Origin of the sequence: Aeromonas sp. QDB34 (assembly GCF_027705405.1) — a bacterium.
Classification (GTDB): domain Bacteria; phylum Pseudomonadota; class Gammaproteobacteria; order Enterobacterales; family Aeromonadaceae; genus Aeromonas; species Aeromonas hydrophila.
In genome coordinates, this window is sequence record NZ_JAPDBT010000010.1 from 109,547 (window position 1) to 130,469 (window position 20,923).

General features: G+C 56.8%; 17 protein-coding genes and 2 tRNA genes. 7 read left to right on the plus strand and 12 right to left on the minus strand.

What is annotated here, in order from left to right; translation table 11 throughout:
• Window position 1: 1 nt before the first annotated feature.
• The 8 genes from OKC29_RS14700 to OKC29_RS14730 all read right to left on the minus strand — a co-directional run bounded on the left by OKC29_RS14700 (window position 2) and on the right by OKC29_RS14730 (window position 7,936).
• Complete coding sequence (locus OKC29_RS14700) at window positions 2–2,851, minus strand: TrlF family AAA-like ATPase (protein WP_073351764.1); 2,850 nt, start codon at window positions 2,849–2,851, stop codon at window positions 2–4.
• Window positions 2,852–3,122: 271 nt separating this feature from the next.
• Window positions 3,123–3,311 (minus strand): hypothetical protein, encoded by a 189-nt coding sequence (locus OKC29_RS14705; protein ID WP_073351766.1) that lies wholly within the window; start codon window positions 3,309–3,311, stop codon window positions 3,123–3,125.
• 522 nt (window positions 3,312–3,833) lie between these two features.
• Window positions 3,834–4,361 (minus strand): hypothetical protein, encoded by a 528-nt coding sequence (locus OKC29_RS14710; RefSeq protein WP_123785049.1) that lies wholly within the window; start codon window positions 4,359–4,361, stop codon window positions 3,834–3,836.
• Window positions 4,362–4,563: 202 nt separating this feature from the next.
• Window positions 4,564–4,764, minus strand: a complete 201-nt coding sequence (locus tag OKC29_RS23070) for a helix-turn-helix transcriptional regulator (protein ID WP_073351771.1) — start codon at window positions 4,762–4,764, stop codon at window positions 4,564–4,566.
• A gap of 210 nt (window positions 4,765–4,974) precedes the next feature.
• Window positions 4,975–5,205, minus strand: coding sequence for a helix-turn-helix transcriptional regulator (locus OKC29_RS14715; RefSeq protein WP_073351772.1), 231 nt, complete (start codon window positions 5,203–5,205; stop codon window positions 4,975–4,977).
• Window positions 5,206–5,454: 249 nt separating this feature from the next.
• Window positions 5,455–6,354, minus strand: a complete 900-nt coding sequence (locus OKC29_RS14720) for a hypothetical protein (RefSeq protein WP_123785050.1) — start codon at window positions 6,352–6,354, stop codon at window positions 5,455–5,457.
• Window positions 6,355–6,374: 20 nt separating this feature from the next.
• Window positions 6,375–7,589: a tyrosine-type recombinase/integrase gene (locus OKC29_RS14725; RefSeq protein ID WP_073351777.1), complete on the minus strand. Its 1,215-nt coding sequence runs from the start codon at window positions 7,587–7,589 to the stop codon at window positions 6,375–6,377.
• A gap of 262 nt (window positions 7,590–7,851) precedes the next feature.
• A tRNA-Leu gene (locus OKC29_RS14730) sits at window positions 7,852–7,936 on the minus strand.
• A gap of 143 nt (window positions 7,937–8,079) precedes the next feature.
• On the opposite strand from OKC29_RS14730, the gene OKC29_RS14735 reads away from it, so the two are divergent.
• Window positions 8,080–8,601, plus strand: a complete 522-nt coding sequence (locus tag OKC29_RS14735; RefSeq protein ID WP_016352039.1) for an RDD family protein — start codon at window positions 8,080–8,082, stop codon at window positions 8,599–8,601.
• A gap of 170 nt (window positions 8,602–8,771) precedes the next feature.
• Here OKC29_RS14735 and lptG read toward each other — a convergent pair whose 3' ends face one another.
• Both lptG and lptF read right to left on the minus strand, forming a co-directional pair.
• Window positions 8,772–9,842: an LPS export ABC transporter permease LptG gene (lptG, locus tag OKC29_RS14740; RefSeq protein ID WP_011707420.1), complete on the minus strand. Its 1,071-nt coding sequence runs from the start codon at window positions 9,840–9,842 to the stop codon at window positions 8,772–8,774.
• A gap of 141 nt (window positions 9,843–9,983) precedes the next feature.
• The gene (gene lptF / locus OKC29_RS14745; protein ID WP_005305138.1) at window positions 9,984–11,096 is read right to left on the minus strand and encodes an LPS export ABC transporter permease LptF; all 1,113 of its coding nucleotides are present in this window, start codon (window positions 11,094–11,096) and stop codon (window positions 9,984–9,986) included.
• 172 nt (window positions 11,097–11,268) lie between these two features.
• Here lptF and pepA point away from each other — a divergent pair, with 172 nt between their 5' ends.
• From pepA to pbpG, 6 genes are all read left to right on the plus strand, one after another.
• Window positions 11,269–12,777 carry a leucyl aminopeptidase gene (gene pepA / locus OKC29_RS14750; protein WP_011707422.1) on the plus strand — a complete coding sequence of 503 codons (1,509 nt, stop codon included), beginning with the start codon at window positions 11,269–11,271 and terminating at the stop codon, window positions 12,775–12,777.
• A 162-nt stretch (window positions 12,778–12,939) separates the two neighbouring features.
• Window positions 12,940–13,395: a DNA polymerase III subunit chi gene (locus OKC29_RS14755; RefSeq protein ID WP_073351781.1), complete on the plus strand. Its 456-nt coding sequence runs from the start codon at window positions 12,940–12,942 to the stop codon at window positions 13,393–13,395.
• Between the two features lie 65 nt (window positions 13,396–13,460).
• On the plus strand, window positions 13,461–16,313 hold the full coding sequence (locus tag OKC29_RS14760) for a valine--tRNA ligase (RefSeq protein ID WP_145980028.1): 2,853 nt from the start codon (window positions 13,461–13,463) through the stop codon (window positions 16,311–16,313).
• Window positions 16,314–16,499: 186 nt separating this feature from the next.
• Window positions 16,500–17,792: a hemolysin family protein gene (locus OKC29_RS14765; protein ID WP_029302168.1), complete on the plus strand. Its 1,293-nt coding sequence runs from the start codon at window positions 16,500–16,502 to the stop codon at window positions 17,790–17,792.
• Between the two features lie 18 nt (window positions 17,793–17,810).
• Window positions 17,811–18,476, plus strand: coding sequence for a DedA family protein (locus OKC29_RS14770; RefSeq protein WP_016352045.1), 666 nt, complete (start codon window positions 17,811–17,813; stop codon window positions 18,474–18,476).
• Between the two features lie 138 nt (window positions 18,477–18,614).
• On the plus strand, window positions 18,615–19,442 hold the full coding sequence (gene pbpG / locus OKC29_RS14775; protein ID WP_011707427.1) for a D-alanyl-D-alanine endopeptidase: 828 nt from the start codon (window positions 18,615–18,617) through the stop codon (window positions 19,440–19,442).
• 49 nt (window positions 19,443–19,491) lie between these two features.
• Here the strand turns inward: pbpG and OKC29_RS14780 are convergent, their stop codons facing one another.
• Window positions 19,492–20,454, minus strand: coding sequence for an IS1595 family transposase (locus OKC29_RS14780; protein ID WP_073352591.1), 963 nt, complete (start codon window positions 20,452–20,454; stop codon window positions 19,492–19,494).
• Window positions 20,455–20,842: 388 nt separating this feature from the next.
• Window positions 20,843–20,919 (minus strand) — tRNA-Arg (locus OKC29_RS14785).
• Between the last annotated feature and the right edge of the window lie 4 nt (window positions 20,920–20,923).

The window sequence follows — 20,923 nt, forward strand, 5'->3', positions numbered from 1 at the left end:
GTCAAGCCTCTCTTCCCAAGCGCTGGTAGCGCCGCTCAAATGCCTCTTCACCACCTTCCATCACCTGACATACCTCTCGGCGCATGGTTTGATCCTGTAGCGAACCTGTCTGCTTCACATGGCACTGGTGATTGAAGTCCAACACGTGAATCAGCTCGGCATCGCCATTTACGACAATATTCGGATTGTGGGTGACGATGACAAGTTGACGACGAAGCTTGTTCGAGCGAATCTGCTGAACCACCAGGCCGTAGATCAGGTGGTTGTCCAAGTCGTCTTCGGGTTGGTCAAGCACCAGTGGTTCATTACCATGCGCTAGGAGGAAAGCCAGCATGGCCGCCGCACGTTGTCCTGCCGAAGCCTGGCCAATTGACTGGAAGCCCCTGCCATCCCCCTTGCGGCTGTATTCGACCTGCAGGCCATCCTCCGGAAACCAACACAGAATGTGATCAGTATATTCGGGCCTCTTGTCGCTCTCAGCCTTCAAGAATTTGTTAAACCAGGCACCGAACTCACCGTCGCCTCGGCAAGCTTTGACTAAGCGCCGCTTCTGGGCCTGAAGGGTTGCTTCGAAAAGGGGCGTGTCCCATTCTCCTGGTTTTTCTCCTAGCTCGACCGACAACATCAAATCTGCTAACAAGCCTTTGGATTGTGAATCGCCCTGCGCTTCGAGATACAAATCATCAGCATACCTGCCCTCCGCCACCCCCAAGAGCTCCCGCAATGACCGCTCGATGCCCTGCACATCCCGGCTGTAGGGAATCAACTCGATACGCACAAAGGGGTTATCATGGAGCGTTGCTTGCAGAAACGCAGTGCGCTGAGCACTGACTGCTCGCCGAGCAGACTGCACTTGCTCCAGTTGAAGCAATGCTTTATCTCGCAGTGCAGTATTCTGCTTCTGCAAGGCGTCCAAACGCTTCAACTCTGTTTCAAGCCGCTGCTTTTCCTGCACCAGCCGTCCGTATTCACTTGGATCGCTAACCCCCTGCTGCTGCAAGTCGGCCTTTAACTGATCGTAAGCGGCCTTAGCCTCGCCGATTCGAGCAAACCAGTGAGATGCCACAAGTTCACCTCTAATGGCATGCCCACGCTCTTGCAGCGCAGTGGCAGCACTTCCTACTTCCTCCCTGGCCTTGTCGATAGCCGCTTTAAGCGACTGAACAAGCTGCAGTGCCACACTGTCTTCACCGGCATCAAACAGCCCGTCGGGTAGGTCTTCAGCCAGCAAATCCGCCGCAACGCCTTGCAATCTAGTCGCCAATTCAACTGTGGTTTCAAACTGGCGTTCCAGCTCTCGGCTTTGCCGGCTGGTACGTTGGTAGTTTTTCAGCACCAACGCATGATCAGCACCTTCGAAACGGGCCAGTTTGCGTTGTATGTCCTGCAAGGACAAAGTCAGTGGTTCACGCCCGAGCAGTTTGCCCTCCAGCTCGCGCATCTGTGACCGCGATGCAAGGAAAGCCCGCTTAGCTTCTTCGAAAACCTCTTGCTGCTCCCGCGTACCTGCGGCATCGTCGATCACCTTCAGTAAGGCCTGCTGACTATCACCTGCCAAGGCGGCGATCTGCCCCTGGCTAAACAGCCGCACGGGAAAGCGTTGCTCGGTAATCGCCTGGCTGTCTGAGAGTTTGAAATCTAAGATGGCGGGATCCCATTCCTCCACCACATGTCCCTGGCCATTCTGCTGCCAAAGCAAACGATACACCGCGCCGTCGCGGTGAACTCTGATGCGTATTGCCGAATCTGGGAGCAGGCCGCCATCATCAGTCCTGGACTTGGCAATCTTATTGAACCTATTAAAGGTCTGCCCAGCTTCCGATGTGGGCGATAGCTCTTTTTCCCGTCGATACGCTAGGCGCAGGGCATGCACAATTGTCGATTTACCGGTACCGCGACCGCCAATCAACGCGTTAAAGTAAGGATTAAGCGGCAAGCAAGCAACTGCCTTGCCGCGCCCCATGTAACGCGCATTTTGGATTTCAATGGATTCGATGAAATGTTCAGGCGTGTTAAAAGGCGCAAAACCGGGACTTTCGTCACTACGCCGGACAGAAACTTCCTGTCCATCCAGCAACGCTAGGCGTAGGCCTTCCAAGCTGGGCTTGGCCATCTTGATCCAAGTGTAACGGGAGCCAGGAACAGCCCCCCCCTGAAAACTGTGGCAATCACTGCCGACCACGCTAGCAAAGCTGAGTTTCAACTCATCCAAAATCATAGGTTTCGTACTATTTGAGGAAACCCACTCCAAGGCCAAGATACCGGGCACCTGCAAGACCTGCTTAACTGTGGTTGGGTCCCGAAGGCATTTGCGCGTGCCCTGCTCGACCTGCAACAACCCCTTCTCGCTATCGACATGGGCCGCAATGGCAATACCGCCCTCAGCTAGGACTCGCTCAACAACCTTGGCTGCACCTTCACGAGTGACCCCATCGCTATCGCCGCGTGTATCGGCATAATCCACCTTGGCCAGCAGATTGCTGATGCTTTGACTGGTGGCGGCAGAGTCAAAAATGGCCAGCAGATGGAAGCCCCCCTGCACCGAAATCTCCACCCCGGGAAACAGGTATAGCTCACGAAACCCCTCTGGAGGATTACCAGAATCGGCTTGAAGCTTCATGTCAGCATAGGCAGCTTTGAGTAAGTCGACCCACTCTCCGCTGTTGTGGTCGGTTATCGCTACACAGTCGATTTCGGCGGCCATGTACTTGAGCAGCCACTTCTGAGGCGTCAGCTCATCGGGCGTATTTATGGCGGCTTGCCAAGCAGCAGTATCCTTGGATGCCGGGGTGTGCGTATGGAAGTCAAACTTCCACCAGCGTGCGCCGAGATACGGCCAACTCTGACTCATACACTTCTCCTGTTTAGCGCTATCATTCTTCCAATCAACTGCTCCGCATCAGAGCCTGTGCCCATCCGCGAACGGGCTTTCATCAAGCACTCTCACACCAACGGGAAGTTCTTCTCGCCCAGCTGCAGGAAATCTACGAAACCGCTCTTGATGGATTCTAAGTTCTCACCTAGGTCGTTGATCTGGTCCTGACGTCAGCATCGAAGAATCGCCGGCCAGTGAACACCTGAAGCTTGTTGCTCTGGATTCGCACGTTGCTTCTTTCGCCATCTCAGGCATCTATCTTTTCTGACTCGCTCGGACGATCCAGTTTCAAATCATGCACACGGGCATACTCCAAGACCAGGATTTCGATCATTGATGCGACAGAGCGGCGTTCTCGTTCAGCGGCCAAGCGCAATAGTTGCTTAATCTCGGCGGTGGTTCGGATGGAAAGAGTTTCGTCTTTCAGACGTGACATGGATGCGCCTCGGTGAAGATGTCACGCAAATGTACTGCATTTTGCGTTGCCCGGCCATCCATGTGCAAGGCGTCTGTATATGTCGGTCATTTCCAAACAAGACAATGAATGTTTCTTTGACCGGCCATGAGCTTGTGTCAATGAGATGCTTTACTGCGCACGTCGGTGTCATTCTTAGGTACTCGGAGGCTGAGTCAGCTAAACACCATAGGTCGAAATCACTTAACCTTTCCTTCATGAGGCGTAGTAGTAACGTCTCCAGATAGCACTGAGCCGGCCAGAACTGCCAACATCGAAAGATGTTGTAGGCCGAGTTTCTGATTCGAACCCAGAATGCAGCTCTGCCGCCCATCGAGTAACGATAAGTACGGTTACAGCTAACCAAACCAGAGAGGTAAAATGAAGAACTACTTTTGCCAGCACCATTACCTCTCATCCCATTGTAGTGTTATCACTTATACTCATTAGATAGTGGCATATACCTCTTATATACATGCTGACACCACACCAGATGGCCATTCCTTACTTTCCCCTTCTGACACCATACTGAACTTGCAAGGTTTCTATTGGCAATGAATCAAGGTAAGCTAATGCTGCACAATAGACTTCAAGCGTTCCCCTTCGCTTATCCCCGCTTATGGGTGGGTTTGATTGCCACATGAACTTGTATACATAACTTACCTGCCTGATAGCATCTCGTATGGGATCTTCTTTCACGGGTCTAGGTGTCTTACCATTCCATACATCAATACTATGCCGGCGCTTAAGCTTTACCTTCAACGACTTCATCTTGTCCTCATCTGCTTCAACAAGAAGATGAAAGTGTGGCAGCCATACTTGCTCTCCTTCATTAAAGTCTACTTCCAATGCTCCATATACTGGACTTGTGATTCCTACTTTCTTGAGATCCCGATAGAGTTGTTCTTTCAACTTCTGCGGTTTTAGCGTATGCAACTCACTCTTCGCCAATACATCACGATAAAGGATCACAGTGACAAATCGATAGTTATTGCCAACAACCTTAGGTAATACTGACTCGATGACTTTCATTCTCTTAGTTCTAGTACACTGCTTGCATGCCAGAGAGTTACAATCATGATCGTCCTCTTCTAAGCAAGACCATAACTTCAAAGCTATTTGTTGATGCTCTTCATTACCAGTTTTAAGAAGAAGTGCACTCCGTTTCTCAGTCTCAATGATTGCATCATCAGGCGATTCTATGAGATTACAAAGAGCTCTGCGGATAGATAGTCTATTCATATCTAGCCTCAGCTTCATAGCTAACTGTTGATGCCCAATGATCTATACCTGAGCTTCGCCATCCAACGGCTCTTCTTCCAGTCAACTTGATCGGCTTCGGGAGCAGTTCATGTTTCATTAGTCGATATATGGTTGTTTTGGATAACGCACATCCTTCTACATCATTGTTGATTAGATAGTTCTTCATTGCCATGAACTGTCTCCTTTTCTAATGCCATGGCTTCTTTACAGTTTAAACTTATAGCCCTGCTTTCAGCACTCCAGTTAGAATGAGCTCTTGTCGCCGGTCTGATTGAACACTCAAAGACCATTTTCGCTAACACTTTCAGGTTTACTCTTCTCACCGCGATGTGAAGAACCATAACTAGCCTGACAACTATTTAGTCATAGGTTGCCCCTATCCCTATGCTGCTTGCTCATTATTACGAGTATTCATCCAGTTGCGCACATCCTCCGCCCACCATGCGGTCACTCGCTCACCTAACTTCACTGGCTTAGGGATCTTGCCAGCAGCAGACCAACGCCACAGGGTAACAACGGAGATCCCCAGCAGAGGAGCTAAGGCTTTGGCTCGGATATAACCTCCAATAGGTAACACATGCTGGTTAGTTGCTTGGGCTTCGTTTATCGGCATATCTTGAATACTCCCATATGGTTTTAACGTGTTGAGAGTATTCAACCATAAGTTGAGGTCGTATAGATGATAGGTTAGCCATACCTTACATCAGGTAGGCATTAATAGGCTTACCTTACATCAGGTAAGCATCAATCAACCTAGCTAACATCAGGCAAGCATTAATAGGCTTACCTTACATCAGGCAAGCATCAATCAATCTACCTAACAGCATGTAAACGTTATCCAACTTACATTGCATTGTAACAATCACTTACTTTTGTACGGACGACCATAATTCATGGCAGAACCTAATATCCGCTCTATCTGCTGGTCGGCCAATATGGCTTTACCATCATTTGTTTCACTGAAAAGTGTATGCTCATGATCTAATATTGTGGTCGCCCAGTCTTTCGCTGTATCACCGCACTCGTCAGGCCATGTTTTCTTTGCATAGATTGCAGCTGCTAAAATAATCTCACGATTTATTGCATGGCGTTCTGCAACACCATTAGGTTTACTTTCTTTAGGGGGTCTGGCTTGTGCCTCTTGCTCACTAGGTGACTTATTCATCCTTAGTAATAACTTACTGTTACCAGTATCGGAAAAACATTCATCTAGCCGCATTAGATCGATGCTTTTAAGGTAACAGTCATGGACTGTTGGGCGGTACCCCCATTCTTTCAAGACAGCAGATGCAAAATCACCATCACTGGTTACAGCAGAAACTCGTATATAAATGTCTTCTATATCCGGCAGCATGTCATTATAAATGTCAGCCACAACATAAGATGGCAACTGCCAAAGCCCATAAAGCTCAGCTTTAAACTCACATTCAGATTGAAAGTCAACAATATCCCCATTGTCATCCCACTCTATTTCGCCAAAACTAAAAGGATGCATGGATGTATTAAGGTCAAATATGAAATCCCCTTTCTCGTATAACTCTCTATGCTGAGGAAAAGCATTTGTGATTTTTGGAAAAGAAACCAATGCTGTAGGACTGTCTTTTAAAAAAAGATATATTGCCACTCGCTCAGTAACCCCGAAGTGGATGAGATCTGAAACTTCGCAACCTAGCAATTCTGCGGCCCGATCTAACCTGCAGTATTCTAGTTGGTTCAGAATGTTCCGCTTGTTCTGAGTGGTTGGATTGTTATGTCTGGTCATCGTGCCACCTTTCAACGTTGTTAGCCCACTTGTGTAAGATTCACCGGGCGCACGTTGCAGCCCTGTTGGGATTCGTAGAAATCGGCCAGCCACTGCAACAGCTTGCGGCGATCGTCCAGGTATTCGGCCCTGTGGTAGGCGGCCCTAACCTTATTTCGCTCGGCGTGGGCGAGCTGACGCTCTATCACATCAGGATCAAAGCCTTCCTCATTTAAGGTAGTGGAGGCCAGCGCTCGGAAACCGTGTGGTGTTGCAATCCCCTTGTAACCCATTCGCCCCATGGCATAGCTCAAGGTGTTCTCGCTTATGGGATCGGTCAGCTTGCGCTCACTCGGGAACAACAGATCGCAATGTCCGGTTATCTGATGAAGTTCATCAAGCACGGCCAGCGCCTGTCGGGAGAGAGGGACAATATGCTCTGATCGCATCTTCATCCGCTCTGCGGGGATCCGCCACTCTGCTCGTGCCATATTGAACTCATCCCAACGGGCAAAGCGAACCTCGCCTGGGCGGGTCATGGTCAGCATCAGCAGGTGGAAGGCAAGGCGGGTCGCTGGGTTCAGGGGCTCAGCCGCCAGCCGGCGGTAAAACTCAGGCAGTTCGGCCCGGGGCAATGCCGGGCGGTGTTCCTTCTTGGCAGCCTTGAGCGCCCCTTTCAGGTCTTGAGCAGGGTTGTATCTGGCTCGGCCAGTCTGAATGGCGTAACGCATGATTGCGCTGATCCGTTGCAGCACTCGCCCAGCCGTTTCAGTTGCCCCTCGTTTCTCAACTTTACGCAAGGCGTCCAACATCATGGGGGCCGTCAGTTCGGCGACAGGTACCAACCCCAAATCAGGGAAGGCATCAACTTCCAAGGACTCGATCACCCGGCTGGCATGGCCAGAGCTCCAGAGGGCGAGTTGGCTTTGGTGCCACTCCCGCGCCAGCGCCTCAAAGCTGTTTTCGCTGGCAAGCCGGATGGCAGCCTTGTTCTGTTTGCGAACAAGGCTAGGATCGACCCCTTCGGCGATCATGCGGCGGGCCTCATCCCGCTGGGCCCTTGCTTCTTTCAAAGAGATTTCTGGGTAAACGCCGATGGAGAGCTTCTTCTCTTTACCTGCAAACCGATACTTGAGCCGCCAATACTTCCCTGACTTGTTGATCAGCAAGAACAGGCCCTTCTCGTCGGCCAATTTGTCTCCGCTTGGTTTGCCGCTCCACTTGGCCTGCTTGGCCGCTATTTCGGTTAAAGGCATTGGGAGCCTCCATATCCAATGTTGGGGACCTGAGTCGCTGTGGTGGGGGCCTCAGCTAGCTGGCTGAAAGCCTTGCAGGACAACGGTTGGCCACAGTTGGGGGCCTAATTTCTGAGGGGAATAACTTGGGCCCCCATAAAGGCCCCCGCTTTCTGGGGTATGTTATGAGGCTATATGATACGATAAGGAATAACAAAAAACCCGCAAAGCCTTACGCTGTGCGGGTTTCTGATATGCCGTGATACGACATGAAACTGTAATATGGTGCCCGGGGTCGGACTCGAACCGACACGTTTTGCAACGGCGGATTTTGAATCCGCTGCGTCTACCGATTTCGCCACCCGGGCAACTGCGAGGGATTATACGAATGGCGCTTGGGCATGCAAGGTGTTTTTCTTGCTCTCACAGTTGTTTGCTCATTTATTCAACGCCTTGCCGAGGCTGGGTCAGTTACATAGAATGCCCGCATCATATTAATGGAATAAAAACGATGGCCAAGCGTAAATCCGTCCAACCGACACCGACCCCTCCCGCGACTGCGCGCTACCCCTCCGCCGGCCTGCTGCGCCGGCTCGGCGCCCTGCTCTATGACTATCTGGTGGTCATCTCATTGCTGATCATCGCCGGCTTCATCGGGATGGGGGTGGCACACTTGCTGCTGGCAACCGGCATGGCGACCGTGCCCGAAGGCAAGGACGCCGCCTGGCTGCTGACCAGCCCCATCTACAGCGCCTGGCTCGCCTTCATCATCTGTGGTTTCTACACCTGGTTCTGGACCCGCGCCGGTCAGACCATCGGCATGCGGGCCTGGCGTCTGCGCATCCAGAATGCCGACGGCAGCAACATTCGCATCACCCAGGCCCTGATCCGGCTGGCCACGGCGGCCTTCGGCCTCGGCAACCTGCTCTGCCTGTTCAACCACAAGTCACCCCGCGCGTTTCAGGACATCTGGTCCGAATGCGAAGTGGTGGTGCTCGGCAAACAGGAGAACCTGGAACAGCTCAATCGCTGATCCCAAGGCAGCAACGAAAAAGGGCACCCCGAGGGTGCCCTTTTTGCTGGCCGACACGCTTATTGCTTGCGACTCAGGATATAGAAGGAGATACCGCCAAACAGCAGTGCAGCAGGAGCGATGGCCGCCTTTTGTCAGCAGCGCCACCGCCCTCACCGCCCTTCAGGCCGCTACTGCTTGCGGCTCAGGATATAGAAGGAGATACCGCCGAACAGCAGGCTCGGCGCGATGGCCGCCAGGATCGGCGGTACCGCATACACCAGGCTGATGGGGCCGAACACCCGATCGCTGACGTAGACGGCGAAGCCGGTCATGATCCCCATCAGCATCCGCGCCCCCATGCTGACCGAGCGCAGCGGGCCGAAGATGAAGGAGGAGGCCAGCAGGATCATGGCCACCACCGAGAGCGGTGACAGCAGCTTGCGCCACATCTCCAGCTTGTAGCGCCCGGCATCCTGCTTGTTGGCATCCAGATAGCCGATGTAATCCAGCAGTCCCGCCACCGGCAGGTTTTCAGGATCGATGCTCACCACACCCAGCTGTTTGGGCGTGAGCTCTGAGCTCCACTCCATCTGGGGCTGAGTCTCGCTCATGATCTGCCTGGGGTCATCGAAGCGGGTCACCTGTACCTGCTTGAGCAGCCAGTGATGCTGCTCGAACACCCCTTCCTGCGCCTGCAGGATATCGATCAGCTTGCGCTCCGGAGTGAAACGGTAAAGGGTGATGCCGGTCAGCGCGCCATCGTTGCGCACCCCGTTGATATTGACGAAGTTGTTGCCATCGCGGGCCCACACCCCGTAAGCCGACACGGTCAGCCGCCCCTCAGACAGGGCGCCCGCCTTGATGTCGTCCGCCATCCGCTTGGCGATGGGGGCCACGTACTCCCCCATCAGCCCCACCAGGATCATCAGCGGGATGGCGGTCTTGAGCGCCGCCATCACTATGCTGATCTTGGAGCGGCCCGCCGCCTGCATCACCACCAGCTCGGAGCTGGTCGCCAGCTGGCCCAGACCGATGAGGCCGCCCAGCAGGGCCGCCAGCGGGAAGAAAAGCACCGCCTCTTTCGGCATGGAGAGCAGCACATAGTAGAGGGCGCTGAGCATGTCGTAGTTGCCTTCCCCCACCGACTTCAGCTGCTCCACGTACTTGATGAGCGCCGCTAGCCCGACCAGGGTCAGTTCGCACAGCAGGACCGACATGAAAATAACCCGGCCGATATACCTATCGAGAATGCCAAACATCAGCAGAGACCCCCCTGTTGCAGCATCATGCTGATTTTTTCCTCAAATACAGACGTATGGAACGGGGGCGACATCAAAATGACCCGGTCGCCATGTCTATCGAGAATGCCAAACATCAGTAGAGACTCCCAGATGGCAACATCATGCCGATTTTCTCTTGAAATAGAGGGTCTTGACCCCGTTCCACCAGCTGGTGCCCTGCAGGTTGAGCGGCAACCCGATCAGCAGCAGATAGACCAGCGGCACCAGGAACATGCCGGGCCAGTGCGGCAGCCGGCCGCTGTCGATGGCAGAGCGGGCGGCACTGAGCAGCAGGAAGTAGGAGAGGTAGAGCAGGATAGCCGGCAACAGCTTGGCATAGCGGCCCTGACGGGGGTTGACCCGCGCCAGTGGCACCACCAGGAAGGTCAGCACCAGAATGGAGAGCGGCAGTGACAGGCGCCACTGCAGCTCGGCCATCAGCTGGTTGTCCTGCGTACCCAGCAGCTCCATGGTCGGCTTGGCCGCCGCCTTGCGGTTGGAGCGCTCCATCTCCTGCTGGCGGATCACCAGGCTGTACTCGTCGAATTCGGAGATCTGGAACTGGCGGGTATTGAAGTGCCCCTCGTAGCGGGAGCCATCCTTCAGGGTCAGCCACTGCAGACCGTTGCTGTCGACCGTGACCACCCCTTCGGTCGCCACCACCACCGACGGCGGCTTGCCGTCCTGGGAGCGCTGCAACACGAAGATTTTCTGCAGTTTGGAGCCCTTGTCGTTGAGATCCTGGATGTAAGCCACCAGCCGGCCCTTGTCGAGCTCCATGAAGCGGCCAGCCTGCAGGAAGGAGATCCCCGGATCGGCCTTGAACTCGTCGATCACCTGGTACTCGCGCTCCTTGGCCTGCGGTGCCACCCAACCGGTGTTGAAGGCGGCGACGGCCGCCGTCAGCAAGGCCAGCACCATGGCGCTGCGCATCACGAAACGGTGGCTGAAGCCCACCGCATGCATCACCGTCATCTCGCTTTCGGCGTAGAGGCGCCCGTGAGCGAACAAGATGGCCAAAAACAGGCTGATGGGCAGCATCAACAGGGCCATGTTGGGCAGGTTGAGCAGCAGCAGGGTGGAAACCAGGCGCGTCGGCACCTCACCATCGGCGGCATCGCCGATGATCTGGATGAATTGCTGGCTGACGAAGATGAGCAGCAGCACGAATAATACCGCCAGCTGGGTTTTCAGGGTTTCCCTGAACAAATATCGGAAAACGATCACAGTCATTCCCAAGTAAACTTGTGTTTTTAGTCGAATGCCTGAAAAATAGGGCCGTATATTGGATTTTTACCAGTTTGAACTGCGGAGCCAGTGCCTGTTCGCTCCGCCTCTGATACCCCAACAAGCACCGCATTATTCAATAAAAGGTGCCTTTTGTCTTTAGGATGTAGGAGATTCCATGGAGTTCAGTGTAAAGAGTGGCAGTCCTGAGAAGCAACGCAGTGCCTGCGTCGTGGTCGGCGTATTCGAGCCGCGTCGCCTCTCTCCGGTTGCCGAACAACTGGACAAGATCAGCGATGGCTACATCAGTTCGCTGCTGCGCCGTGGCGACCTGGAAGGGAAACCAGGCCAGATGCTGTTGCTGCATCAAGTACCGGGCGTGCTCAGCGAGCGCGTGCTGCTGGTCGGTTGCGGCAAGGAGCGGGAACTCGACGAACGCCAGTACAAGCAGATCATCAACAAGACCATCACCACCCTCAACGAAACCGGCTCCATGGAAGCGGTCTGCTTCCTGACCGAGCTGCACGTCAAGGGACGGGATACCTATTGGAAGGTGCGCCAGGCGGTAGAAACCACCAAGGCGGGCCTCTACAGTTTCGACCAGTTCAAGACCAACAAGGCCGAGCCGCGCCGTCCGCTGCGCAAGCTGGTATTCAACGTGCCGACGCGTCGGGAACTGACCATTGGTGAAAAAGCCATCGCCCACGGCCTGGCCGTGGCGAAAGGGGTGCGCGTCTGTCGCGACGTGGCCAACATGCCGCCCAATGTCTGCAATCCGGCCTATCTCGCCTCCCAGGCCCGTCGTCTGGCCGATGCCTTCGACAACATCACCACCAAGGTGATCGGCGAGCAGGAGATGGCCGAGCTCGGCATGAACTCCTATCTGGCGGTGGCGCGCGGCTCCGACAACGAAGCCATGATGGCCATCATCGAGTACAAGGGTCATCCGGATGCCAAGCCCATCGTGCTGGTCGGCAAGGGACTGACCTTCGACTCCGGCGGCATCTCCATCAAGCCGGCCGAGGGCATGGACGAGATGAAGTACGACATGGGTGGCGCCGCCTCCGTGCTCGGTACCATGCACGCCCTGGCCCAGCTGCAGCTGCCCATCAACGTCATCGGCGTGCTGGCGGGCTGCGAGAACATGCCGGGTGGCAACGCCTATCGCCCGGGCGACATCCTCACCTCCATGTCCGGCCAGACCATCGAAGTGCTGAACACCGATGCGGAAGGCCGCCTGGTGCTGTGCGATGCGCTGACCTACGTGGATCGCTTTGATCCGGAAACCGTGATCGACGTGGCCACCTTGACCGGTGCCTGCATCATCGCCCTGGGTCACCACACCACGGGTCTCTTGGCCAACCACAACCCGCTGGCCCACGAGCTGCTCAACGCCTCCGAGCAGGCGGGTGATCGCGCCTGGCGTCTGCCGCTGTTCGACGAGTATCAGGAACAGCTGGAAAGTCCGTTTGCCGACATGGCCAACATCGGCGGCCGCCCGGCCGGTACCATCACCGCCGCCGCCTTCCTGTCACGCTTCACCAAGAAGTACAACTGGGCCCACCTGGATATCGCCGGGACCGCCTGGAAGAGTGGCAAGGAGAAAGGCTCCACCGGGCGTCCGGTGCCCCTGCTGACCCAGTTCCTGCTGAACCGGTCAGGGGTGGTCATCGAAGAGAAGGAGTAACCCTTTTATCCCGTTCGATGCGTGCATCAAACGGGATGGCGTTACCCTGAATCACAAGGAAGAGGCCCGCCTCTTCCTTGTTTCATTGAGGGTTGGCAGGAATATCCCCTGCCCGTCCTTACCGGCGGTCAATAGTCCGTCACCGCAAACGGGATCAACCTGATGAGCCAAGTGACCTTTTACCTGATGAGCGAGCAGGATGACGCGCAGGCTTCAGCTGTCGAACGTCTCGCCTGCCAGCTGGCGGCCGAGTCGTGGGGCGCGGGCCACCTCTACCTGCTGTGCGACGACGAAGCGCAGGCCCTGCGCCTCGACGAGCTGCTGTGGCAGCTGCCGCCGGAGCGCTTCGTGCCGCACCAGTTGCAGGGCGAGAGCGGTCAGGCACCGGTGGAGATCGGCCATCAGCCGCCACGGCGGCGCTATGCCCGCCTCATCAATCTGGCCAAACAGACACCTTTGTTTGCAGGACACTTCGCTCAAGTGGTAGATTTTGTCCCCACTGACGAAACGCAAAAGCAGCAAGCCCGCGAGCGCTACAAGCACTATCGCCAGGCAGGCCACGCCCTCGAGATGAGGGATCAGCCCGTCCTTGCCGCACCGGATCCGGCGCAGCCCTGACTGTGCCACCCTCGATCCACGACGAATCAACACCAGAATCCATCCATCCAGAATACGGCGAGACCATGGAAAAGACTTTTAATCACAACGCCATCGAACAGGCGCTCTATCAGCACTGGGAAGCCCAGGGTTACTTCAAGCCCCACGGCGACACCAGCAAAGACTCCTTCTGCATCATGATCCCGCCGCCGAACGTCACCGGCAGCCTGCACATGGGTCACGCCTTCCAGCAAACCCTGATGGATACCCTGATCCGCTACAACCGCATGCAGGGCAAGAACACCCTGTGGCAGGCGGGTACCGACCACGCCGGTATCGCCACCCAGATGGTGGTTGAGCGCAAGATCGCCGCAGAAGAGGGCAAGACCCGCCACGATTACGGCCGGGAAGCCTTCATCGACAAGATTTGGCAATGGAAGGAAGAGTCCGGCGGTACCATCACCCGCCAGATGCGCCGTCTGGGTGACTCCGTGGATTGGGAGCGCGAGCGCTTCACCATGGATGAAGGCCTCTCGAGCGCCGTGCAGGAAGTGTTCGTCCGTCTCTACGAAGATGGCCTGATGTACCGCGGCAAGCGTCTGGTGAACTGGGATCCGAAACTCAACACCGCCATCTCCGATCTGGAAGTGGAAAACCGCGAGATCAAGGGCCACATGTGGCACCTGCGTTATCCGCTGGCCAACGGCGCCAAGACGGCCGAAGGCCAGGATCACCTGATCGTCGCCACCACCCGTCCGGAAACCATGCTGGGTGATACCGCCGTCGCGGTAAACCCGGAAGACCCGCGCTACAAGGCGCTGATCGGTCAGCACATTCTGCTGCCGCTGGTGAATCGTCTGATCCCCATCGTCGCAGACGAGCACGCCGACATGGAGAAGGGCACCGGCTGCGTGAAGATCACCCCGGCCCACGACTTCAACGACAACGAAGTGGGCAAACGCCACAACCTGCCGATGATCAACATCTTCACCCTGGACGCCCACGTGCGTGCCGAGGCCGAAGTAGTCGACACCAACGGTAATCCCAGCACCGCCTATGACGCCGCCCTGCCGACCGAGTTCGCCGGGATGGAGCGTTTCGCCGCCCGCAAGGCCATCGTCGCCAAGCTGGACGAGCTGGGCCTCTTGGCCGAGATCAAGGATCACGTGCTGCAGCAGCCTTACGGCGATCGCGGTGGCGTGCCCATCGAGCCGATGCTGACCGACCAGTGGTACGTGCGCGTGGCGCCGATGGCCAAGACCGCCATCGAGGCGGTGGAAGATGGCCGCATCCAGTTCGTACCCAAGCAGTACGAAAACATGTACTTCTCCTGGATGCGCGACATTCAAGACTGGTGCGTCTCCCGTCAGCTGTGGTGGGGTCACCGCATCCCGGCCTGGTATGACGATGCCGGCAACGTCTACGTAGGCCGCAACGAAGACGAAGTGCGTGCCAAGCACAGCATCCCGTCCGTGACCGTGCTGCGTCAGGACGAAGACGTGCTCGACACCTGGTTCAGCTCCGCCCTGTGGACCTTCTCCACCCTGGGTTGGCCGAACAACACAGAGGCACTCAAGACCTTCCACCCGACCGACGTATTGATGAGCGGCTTCGACATCATCTTCTTCTGGATTGCCCGGATGATCATGATGACCATGCACTTCATCAAGGACGAAAACGGCCAGCCGCAAGTCCCGTTCAAGACCGTCTACATCACCGGCCTCATTCGTGACGAAGAAGGCCAGAAGATGTCCAAGTCCAAGGGCAACGTGCTGGATCCGCTCGACATGATCGACGGCATCTCGCTGGAAGACCTGCTGGAGAAGCGCACCGGCAACATGATGCAGCCGCAGATGGCCGAGAAGATCGGCAAGCGTACCGCCAAGCAGTTCCCGGAAGGGATCGAAGCCCACGGTACCGACGCCCTGCGCTTCACCCTGGCGGCGCTGGCCTCTACCGGTCGTGACATCAACTGGGACATGAAGCGCCTGGATGGCTACAACAACTTCTGCAACAAGCTGTGGAACGCCTCCCGCTATGTGCTGATGAACACCGAAGATCAGGATTGTGGCTTCAACGGTGGCGAAATGCAGTTCAGCCTGGCGGATCGCTGGATCCAATCCCAGCTGCAAGTGGCCATCCGTGACTTCCGCACCGCCCTCGATACCTACCGCTTCGACATCGCGGCCGGGGTGTTGTACGAATTCATCTGGAACCAGTTCTGTGACTGGTATCTGGAGCTGACCAAGCCGGTACTGACCAAGGGCTCCGAGGCCGAGCAGCGCGCTGCCCGCCACACCCTCGTCAGCGTCCTCGAGACCCTGCTGCGTCTGGCACACCCGATCATCCCGTTCATCACCGAGACCATCTGGAAATCGGTCGCCCCGCTGGCTGGCGTACACGCCGACACCATCATGATTCAGGCCTTCCCGGAGTTCGACGCTGCCAAGGTGGACGAAGCCGCGATGGCGGATCAGGAGTGGGTGAAGGAGTTCATCGTCAGCATCCGCAACATCCGCGCCGAGATGAACGTGGCGCCGAGCGTGCCCCTCAATGTGCTGCTCCAGTGCGATGCCAAGGATGCCCAGCGCGCCGCTGACAACGAGGCCTTCCTCAAGTCGCTGGCCCGTCTGGAATCTATCCGCGTACTGGCGGACGGTGAAACCGCCCCGCTGTCGGTCAAAAAATTGATCGGTGCGACCGAGCTGATGATCCCGATGGCCGGTCTCATCGACAAGGATGCCGAGCTGGCTCGTCTGGCCAAAGAGGTTGCCCGTCTGGTGGGCGAGTGCGGCCGCATCGAAGGCAAGCTCGGCAACGAAGCCTTCGTCGCCAAGGCGCCGGAAGCGGTCATCATCAAGGAGCGCGAGAAGCTGGAAGATTACCGTCTCCAGCTGACCAAGCTGGAAGCCCAGCAGGCCGAGATCGCCGCGCTGTAAGCCGGATTTGACTTGGTAGAAGCCCCCTCCTGCAGGGGGCTTTTTATTGCCCGTCCGCCGCCACCCCGCGCTTTTTGCGCTTCTTCATGCAAAATTAGCGAGCCAAATCACCCGCTTTCACAAGCGCATCGCCCCCAAATTCATTACACTGCCAGCGATCTTTTCTACTCGGAGTGCTGTTGCAGTATGGAAATATTGATCCTGTTTGGATTGATTTTGCTTAATGGCGTCTTCGCCATGTCGGAAATCGCCATCGTCACCGCGCGCAAGGCCCGCCTCAGCAAGATGGTCAGCGAAGGGAGCCGCTCTGCCGCCATCGCCCTCAAACTGAGTGAAGATCCGACCCATTTTCTCTCCGCAGTGCAGATCGGCATCACCAGTATCGGTCTGCTCAACGGTATCTACGGCGAATCCCTGCTGGCCCAACCACTGGCGCTCTGGCTGCAGGAGTGGGGCATGGCCCCCAAGAGCAGCAGCCTGCTCGCCACCGTACTGGTCATCGTGGTGGTCACCTATCTCTCCATCGTCATCGGCGAGCTGGTGCCCAAGCGGCTCGGCCAGCTCAGCGCCGAACGCATCGCCTGCTTGGTAGCCCGCCCCATGATGTGGCTGGCGGCGCTCACCCGCCCCTTTGTCTGGCTGTTGTCGGCTTCCACCAAGGCCAGCCTGCGCATCCTGCGCGTCAGCCAGGACGGCGGCGCCAACGTGACCCAGGAGGAGATCCACGCCATGCTGGTGGAAGGCTCCGAGGCCGGGATCATCGAGGATCATGAGCACACCATGCTGCGCAATGTGTTCCGCCTCGACGAGCGCAGCCTCTCGTCACTGATGGTGCCGCGCAGCGACATCCGTTATCTCGACCTCGCCCTGCCGTTGGAGGTGAACCTGCAGCGACTGGTGGAGTATCGCCACAGCTTCTTCCCGGTCTGTGACGGCAGCCTGTCGGAACTGGTGGGCATCATCAACGTCAGCAAGGTGCTGCACGCCTACATCAAGGGGGAGCCCATCGATCTGGCGGCGCTGACCCAGGATGGCAGCCTGCTGCCGGAGACCCTCAACGGCCTCGAGCTGCTCAACCACTTCCGTACCCACTCCGAGCACATGGTGCTGGTGGTGGACGAATATGGCGAGCTGCAGGGGCTGGTTACCCAGCAGGATCTGCTGGAGACCCTGGCTGGCGACTTCCAGCAGGAGGACGGCGACGACAACTGGGCATTCCAGCGTACCGACGGCAGCTGGCTACTCGACGGCCTCATTCCGCTGCCTGAGCTGAAGGACTGTCTGGGACTGGTTCGGCTACCAGAAGAAGAAAAACATCACTATCACACCCTCGGAGGGCTTATCATGCTGCTCCTTGGCCGTGTTCCCCAGACCGGAGATCTGGTCACGCTGGAACAGTGGCAACTGGAAATTGTTGACATGGATGGTCTGCGCATCGACAAGGTGCTGGCCATGCCCTTGCTTGATCAACCCAGCTAACCTGCGGAGTTTGCAACTATGGAGCAGTTTTACCAACTGGCTCACGCCTTTATGCATCAGGATCTGGTGACGCTATCCGATCCCAAGATGGCCTTCATGGTCTGCGGCGTGTTATTGACGTTTCTGGTGCTGGAGAATGGCTTCATCCCCACCGCCTTTCTGCCCGGCGACAGCCTGTTGATCCTGACCGGCGTGCTCATCTATCAGGACGTGCTCTCCCTTGGGGTGATCCCACTGCTGATCCTGGCCACCTTCGTCGGCACCTGGCTCGGCTACATGCAGGGGCGTTTCCTGGGCCACACCCAGCTCTACCACCGGCTGCTCTCCCATGTGGAAGAGAAGCACCAGCAGAAGGTCTACTACCTGCTCGACAAATACGGCATCGTGACCCTGATCACCGCCCGCTACATCGCCTTCGTGCGCACCGCCTACCCCTATATCGTCGGCGCGACCGAGCTGCCGCAGGGGCGCTTTCTCATCGTCAATCTGGTCAGCTCCATCATGTGGATCTGCCCGCTGGTCGGCTTTGGCTACTTCCTGAGCCACACCAAGCTGGCGTCCGAGTATCAGTCCCAGTTCCTCAGCATCATTCTCTGCCTGCCGATCGTGCTGCTGGTCGGCGGTCTCATCGCGCTGATCTGGCGCTGGCTGAGCAAACGCAAAGCCAGTGCGCCACGGGATTGAGACAAATACACAGGGCCATCGCAAGATGGCCCTTTTTTTAGCTAAATAATGGCGATTTACCCGCTGGCACTCTTGTCAAGCGAGGGTAAAAATGAGTGAATCTAGCGCCTTTTTTTCGACGTGAATGGAGTCGGTAGTATGCGGTGTCGGGTTAGCGCTATGGCGCTGGTTTATGCATTGGTTGGACTGCTGGGATTGCCAGCAGCATTGGCTGCCCCCAACCCGGCCAAACTGCAGTTGCAATCGAGCAGCGCGCTGGTGATGGATGTCGGTACGGGCAAGACCCTGTACCAGAAGAATGCCACCCGGGTGCGCCCCATCGCCTCGATCACCAAGCTGATGACGGCACTGGTGGTGCTGGATGCCCGCCAGGATCTCGGCCAGACCCTGACTATCGATCAGAACGACAGAGACGCCATCAAGCACACCTATTCACGGGTGCGCATGGGCACCCAGGTATCACGCCGCGATGCTCTGCACCTGGCGCTGATGTCGTCGGAGAACCGCATGGCCTCGGCGCTGGCCCGTCACTATCCCGGTGGACGCCCCGCCTTCGTGCGGGCCATGAACAACAAGGCCAAGCAGCTGGGCATGCGCAACAGCCGCTTCTATGACTCCACCGGCCTGTCGACTCGCAACGTCTCCACCGCCCAGGATCTGGCCAAGCTCATCGCCGCCGCCTATCGCCAGCCGTTGATCCGCGAGTTCACCCAGGACACCAGCAAGGACATGCGCTTTCGCACCCCTGCCTACAGCCTGATGTTCAACAACACCAACCCGCTGGTGAAGAACCCGGACTGGGATGTGCGCCTCTCCAAGACCGGTTTTACCGACGAGGCCGGCCGTTGCCTGCTGATGCGCGCCAAGCCGGACAACCGCGAGCTGGCCATCGTGCTGCTCAACTCGGTGGGCAAACGCACCCCGGTCGGCGATGCCAACCGCATTCGCAAGTGGTTGAAAAGCTGATCCCGCACCACGGGGATGAAAAAGGATGCTGCGGCATCCTTTTTTATGGCTATGTCCCAATTACGTGTTGCATGGGGCGCCCCAGCGCCTCATGCAAGCAACGTGAGATATTCACTTCCCGCCCATAGCGCTCCAACATCCTTCGCCAACCCAGATAATTCCTCAGATAGTGGGTCGCTACCCCATGGAACCGTTCCATCCACTCCTTCAATCGCCTGTGGTACCCGTTCACATGTTGGATGTGATATGTACCCACCACCCGCTCTCCCGCACGGTTGCGCACCACTTGATGTGTTATCCCTTGCCTCTCGCTGAAACTGGCATACACCCCGGCACCATCGCTGCACAGGACGGCATCCGGGGCGATAAGCGGCTCAAGCACAGCCTTCACCGCCCTGGCATTCAGCCGTTCCAACTGGAAGTCGGCCAAGTGGCCTGCTCTGTCTTGCACCACCATCACCGGGATGTAATCCGGCCCTGTGCCTCGGTTACGGCCTTTGCCGCCACGATGGCGGGCCGGGCGGGGTAATCCGCGCTGTCCTTTGAATGACTCCAGGAAGAAGGTCTCATCGACCTCGACGATACCCTCTTCCCATACCGCCTGATGGGTTGCCATGGCTTTCAGGAAACGGTGACGCCACAAGAAGGCGGTGTTTTTGCAGACTCCGCAGCGGAAGGCGGCTTGTCGGACGGTCAGACCGTCGATGAGGGCCTGTGCATAGTCTTCCCAGCATTGTGGCTTGCGAAGTCGGGCGAGAAGCGTGTTAGTGAGAACGGAACTGGTGCGCAAACACTGCTTGCAGCGATAACGGCGCAGTCCTCGAGACCAGCCCCAGGGGGCCAGCAGTGTGGCTACGGCCTGGCAGTGAGGGCAACATTGGCATACGGGGAGTTGAGTGGCCAACGAGGTGATGGGATGAGGGGTGGTGAGTTCATGTTGCGCGAGACGACGCTGACGCAAAGTGAGTAATGGGAAGAGGGACAGTAGCTGTTGAAAGGCTTGGGTATCCATGATGGAGGCCCTCAAGGTCATGACCTACTTCAAGGTTAGCCTTTCAACACATAACTGGGACAGAGCCTTTTTTATTGCCCGCAAACCGCCTCTGCGCCCATCCGGACGCAGCAATCACAAAGGAGGGTGGAGGATTGCATCAGGCCAAAAGACGGCTATACGACGCGATGGCGCGAGCATGAGGGGGAGAAGATGGCAAGGGTGCACGACAGGGGAGTGCGTCATGCAGGCATAGCAGCCTTCGTCACGCTGTTGTTGGCCTGAGGCCGAGACGGATGACGGCTGTCGAGCCAAACGGGAAGATACCGCGAGCTGAGCCGTGTCAGCCCTTCCGGTGAAATGCCATATAAAAAAACAGCCCCGACCAAGGTCGAGGCTGTCTTCTGTATGGTGCGCCCGAGAGGATTCGAACCTCTGACCACCTGGTTCGTAGCCAGGTACTCTATCCAGCTGAGCTACGGGCGCTCAT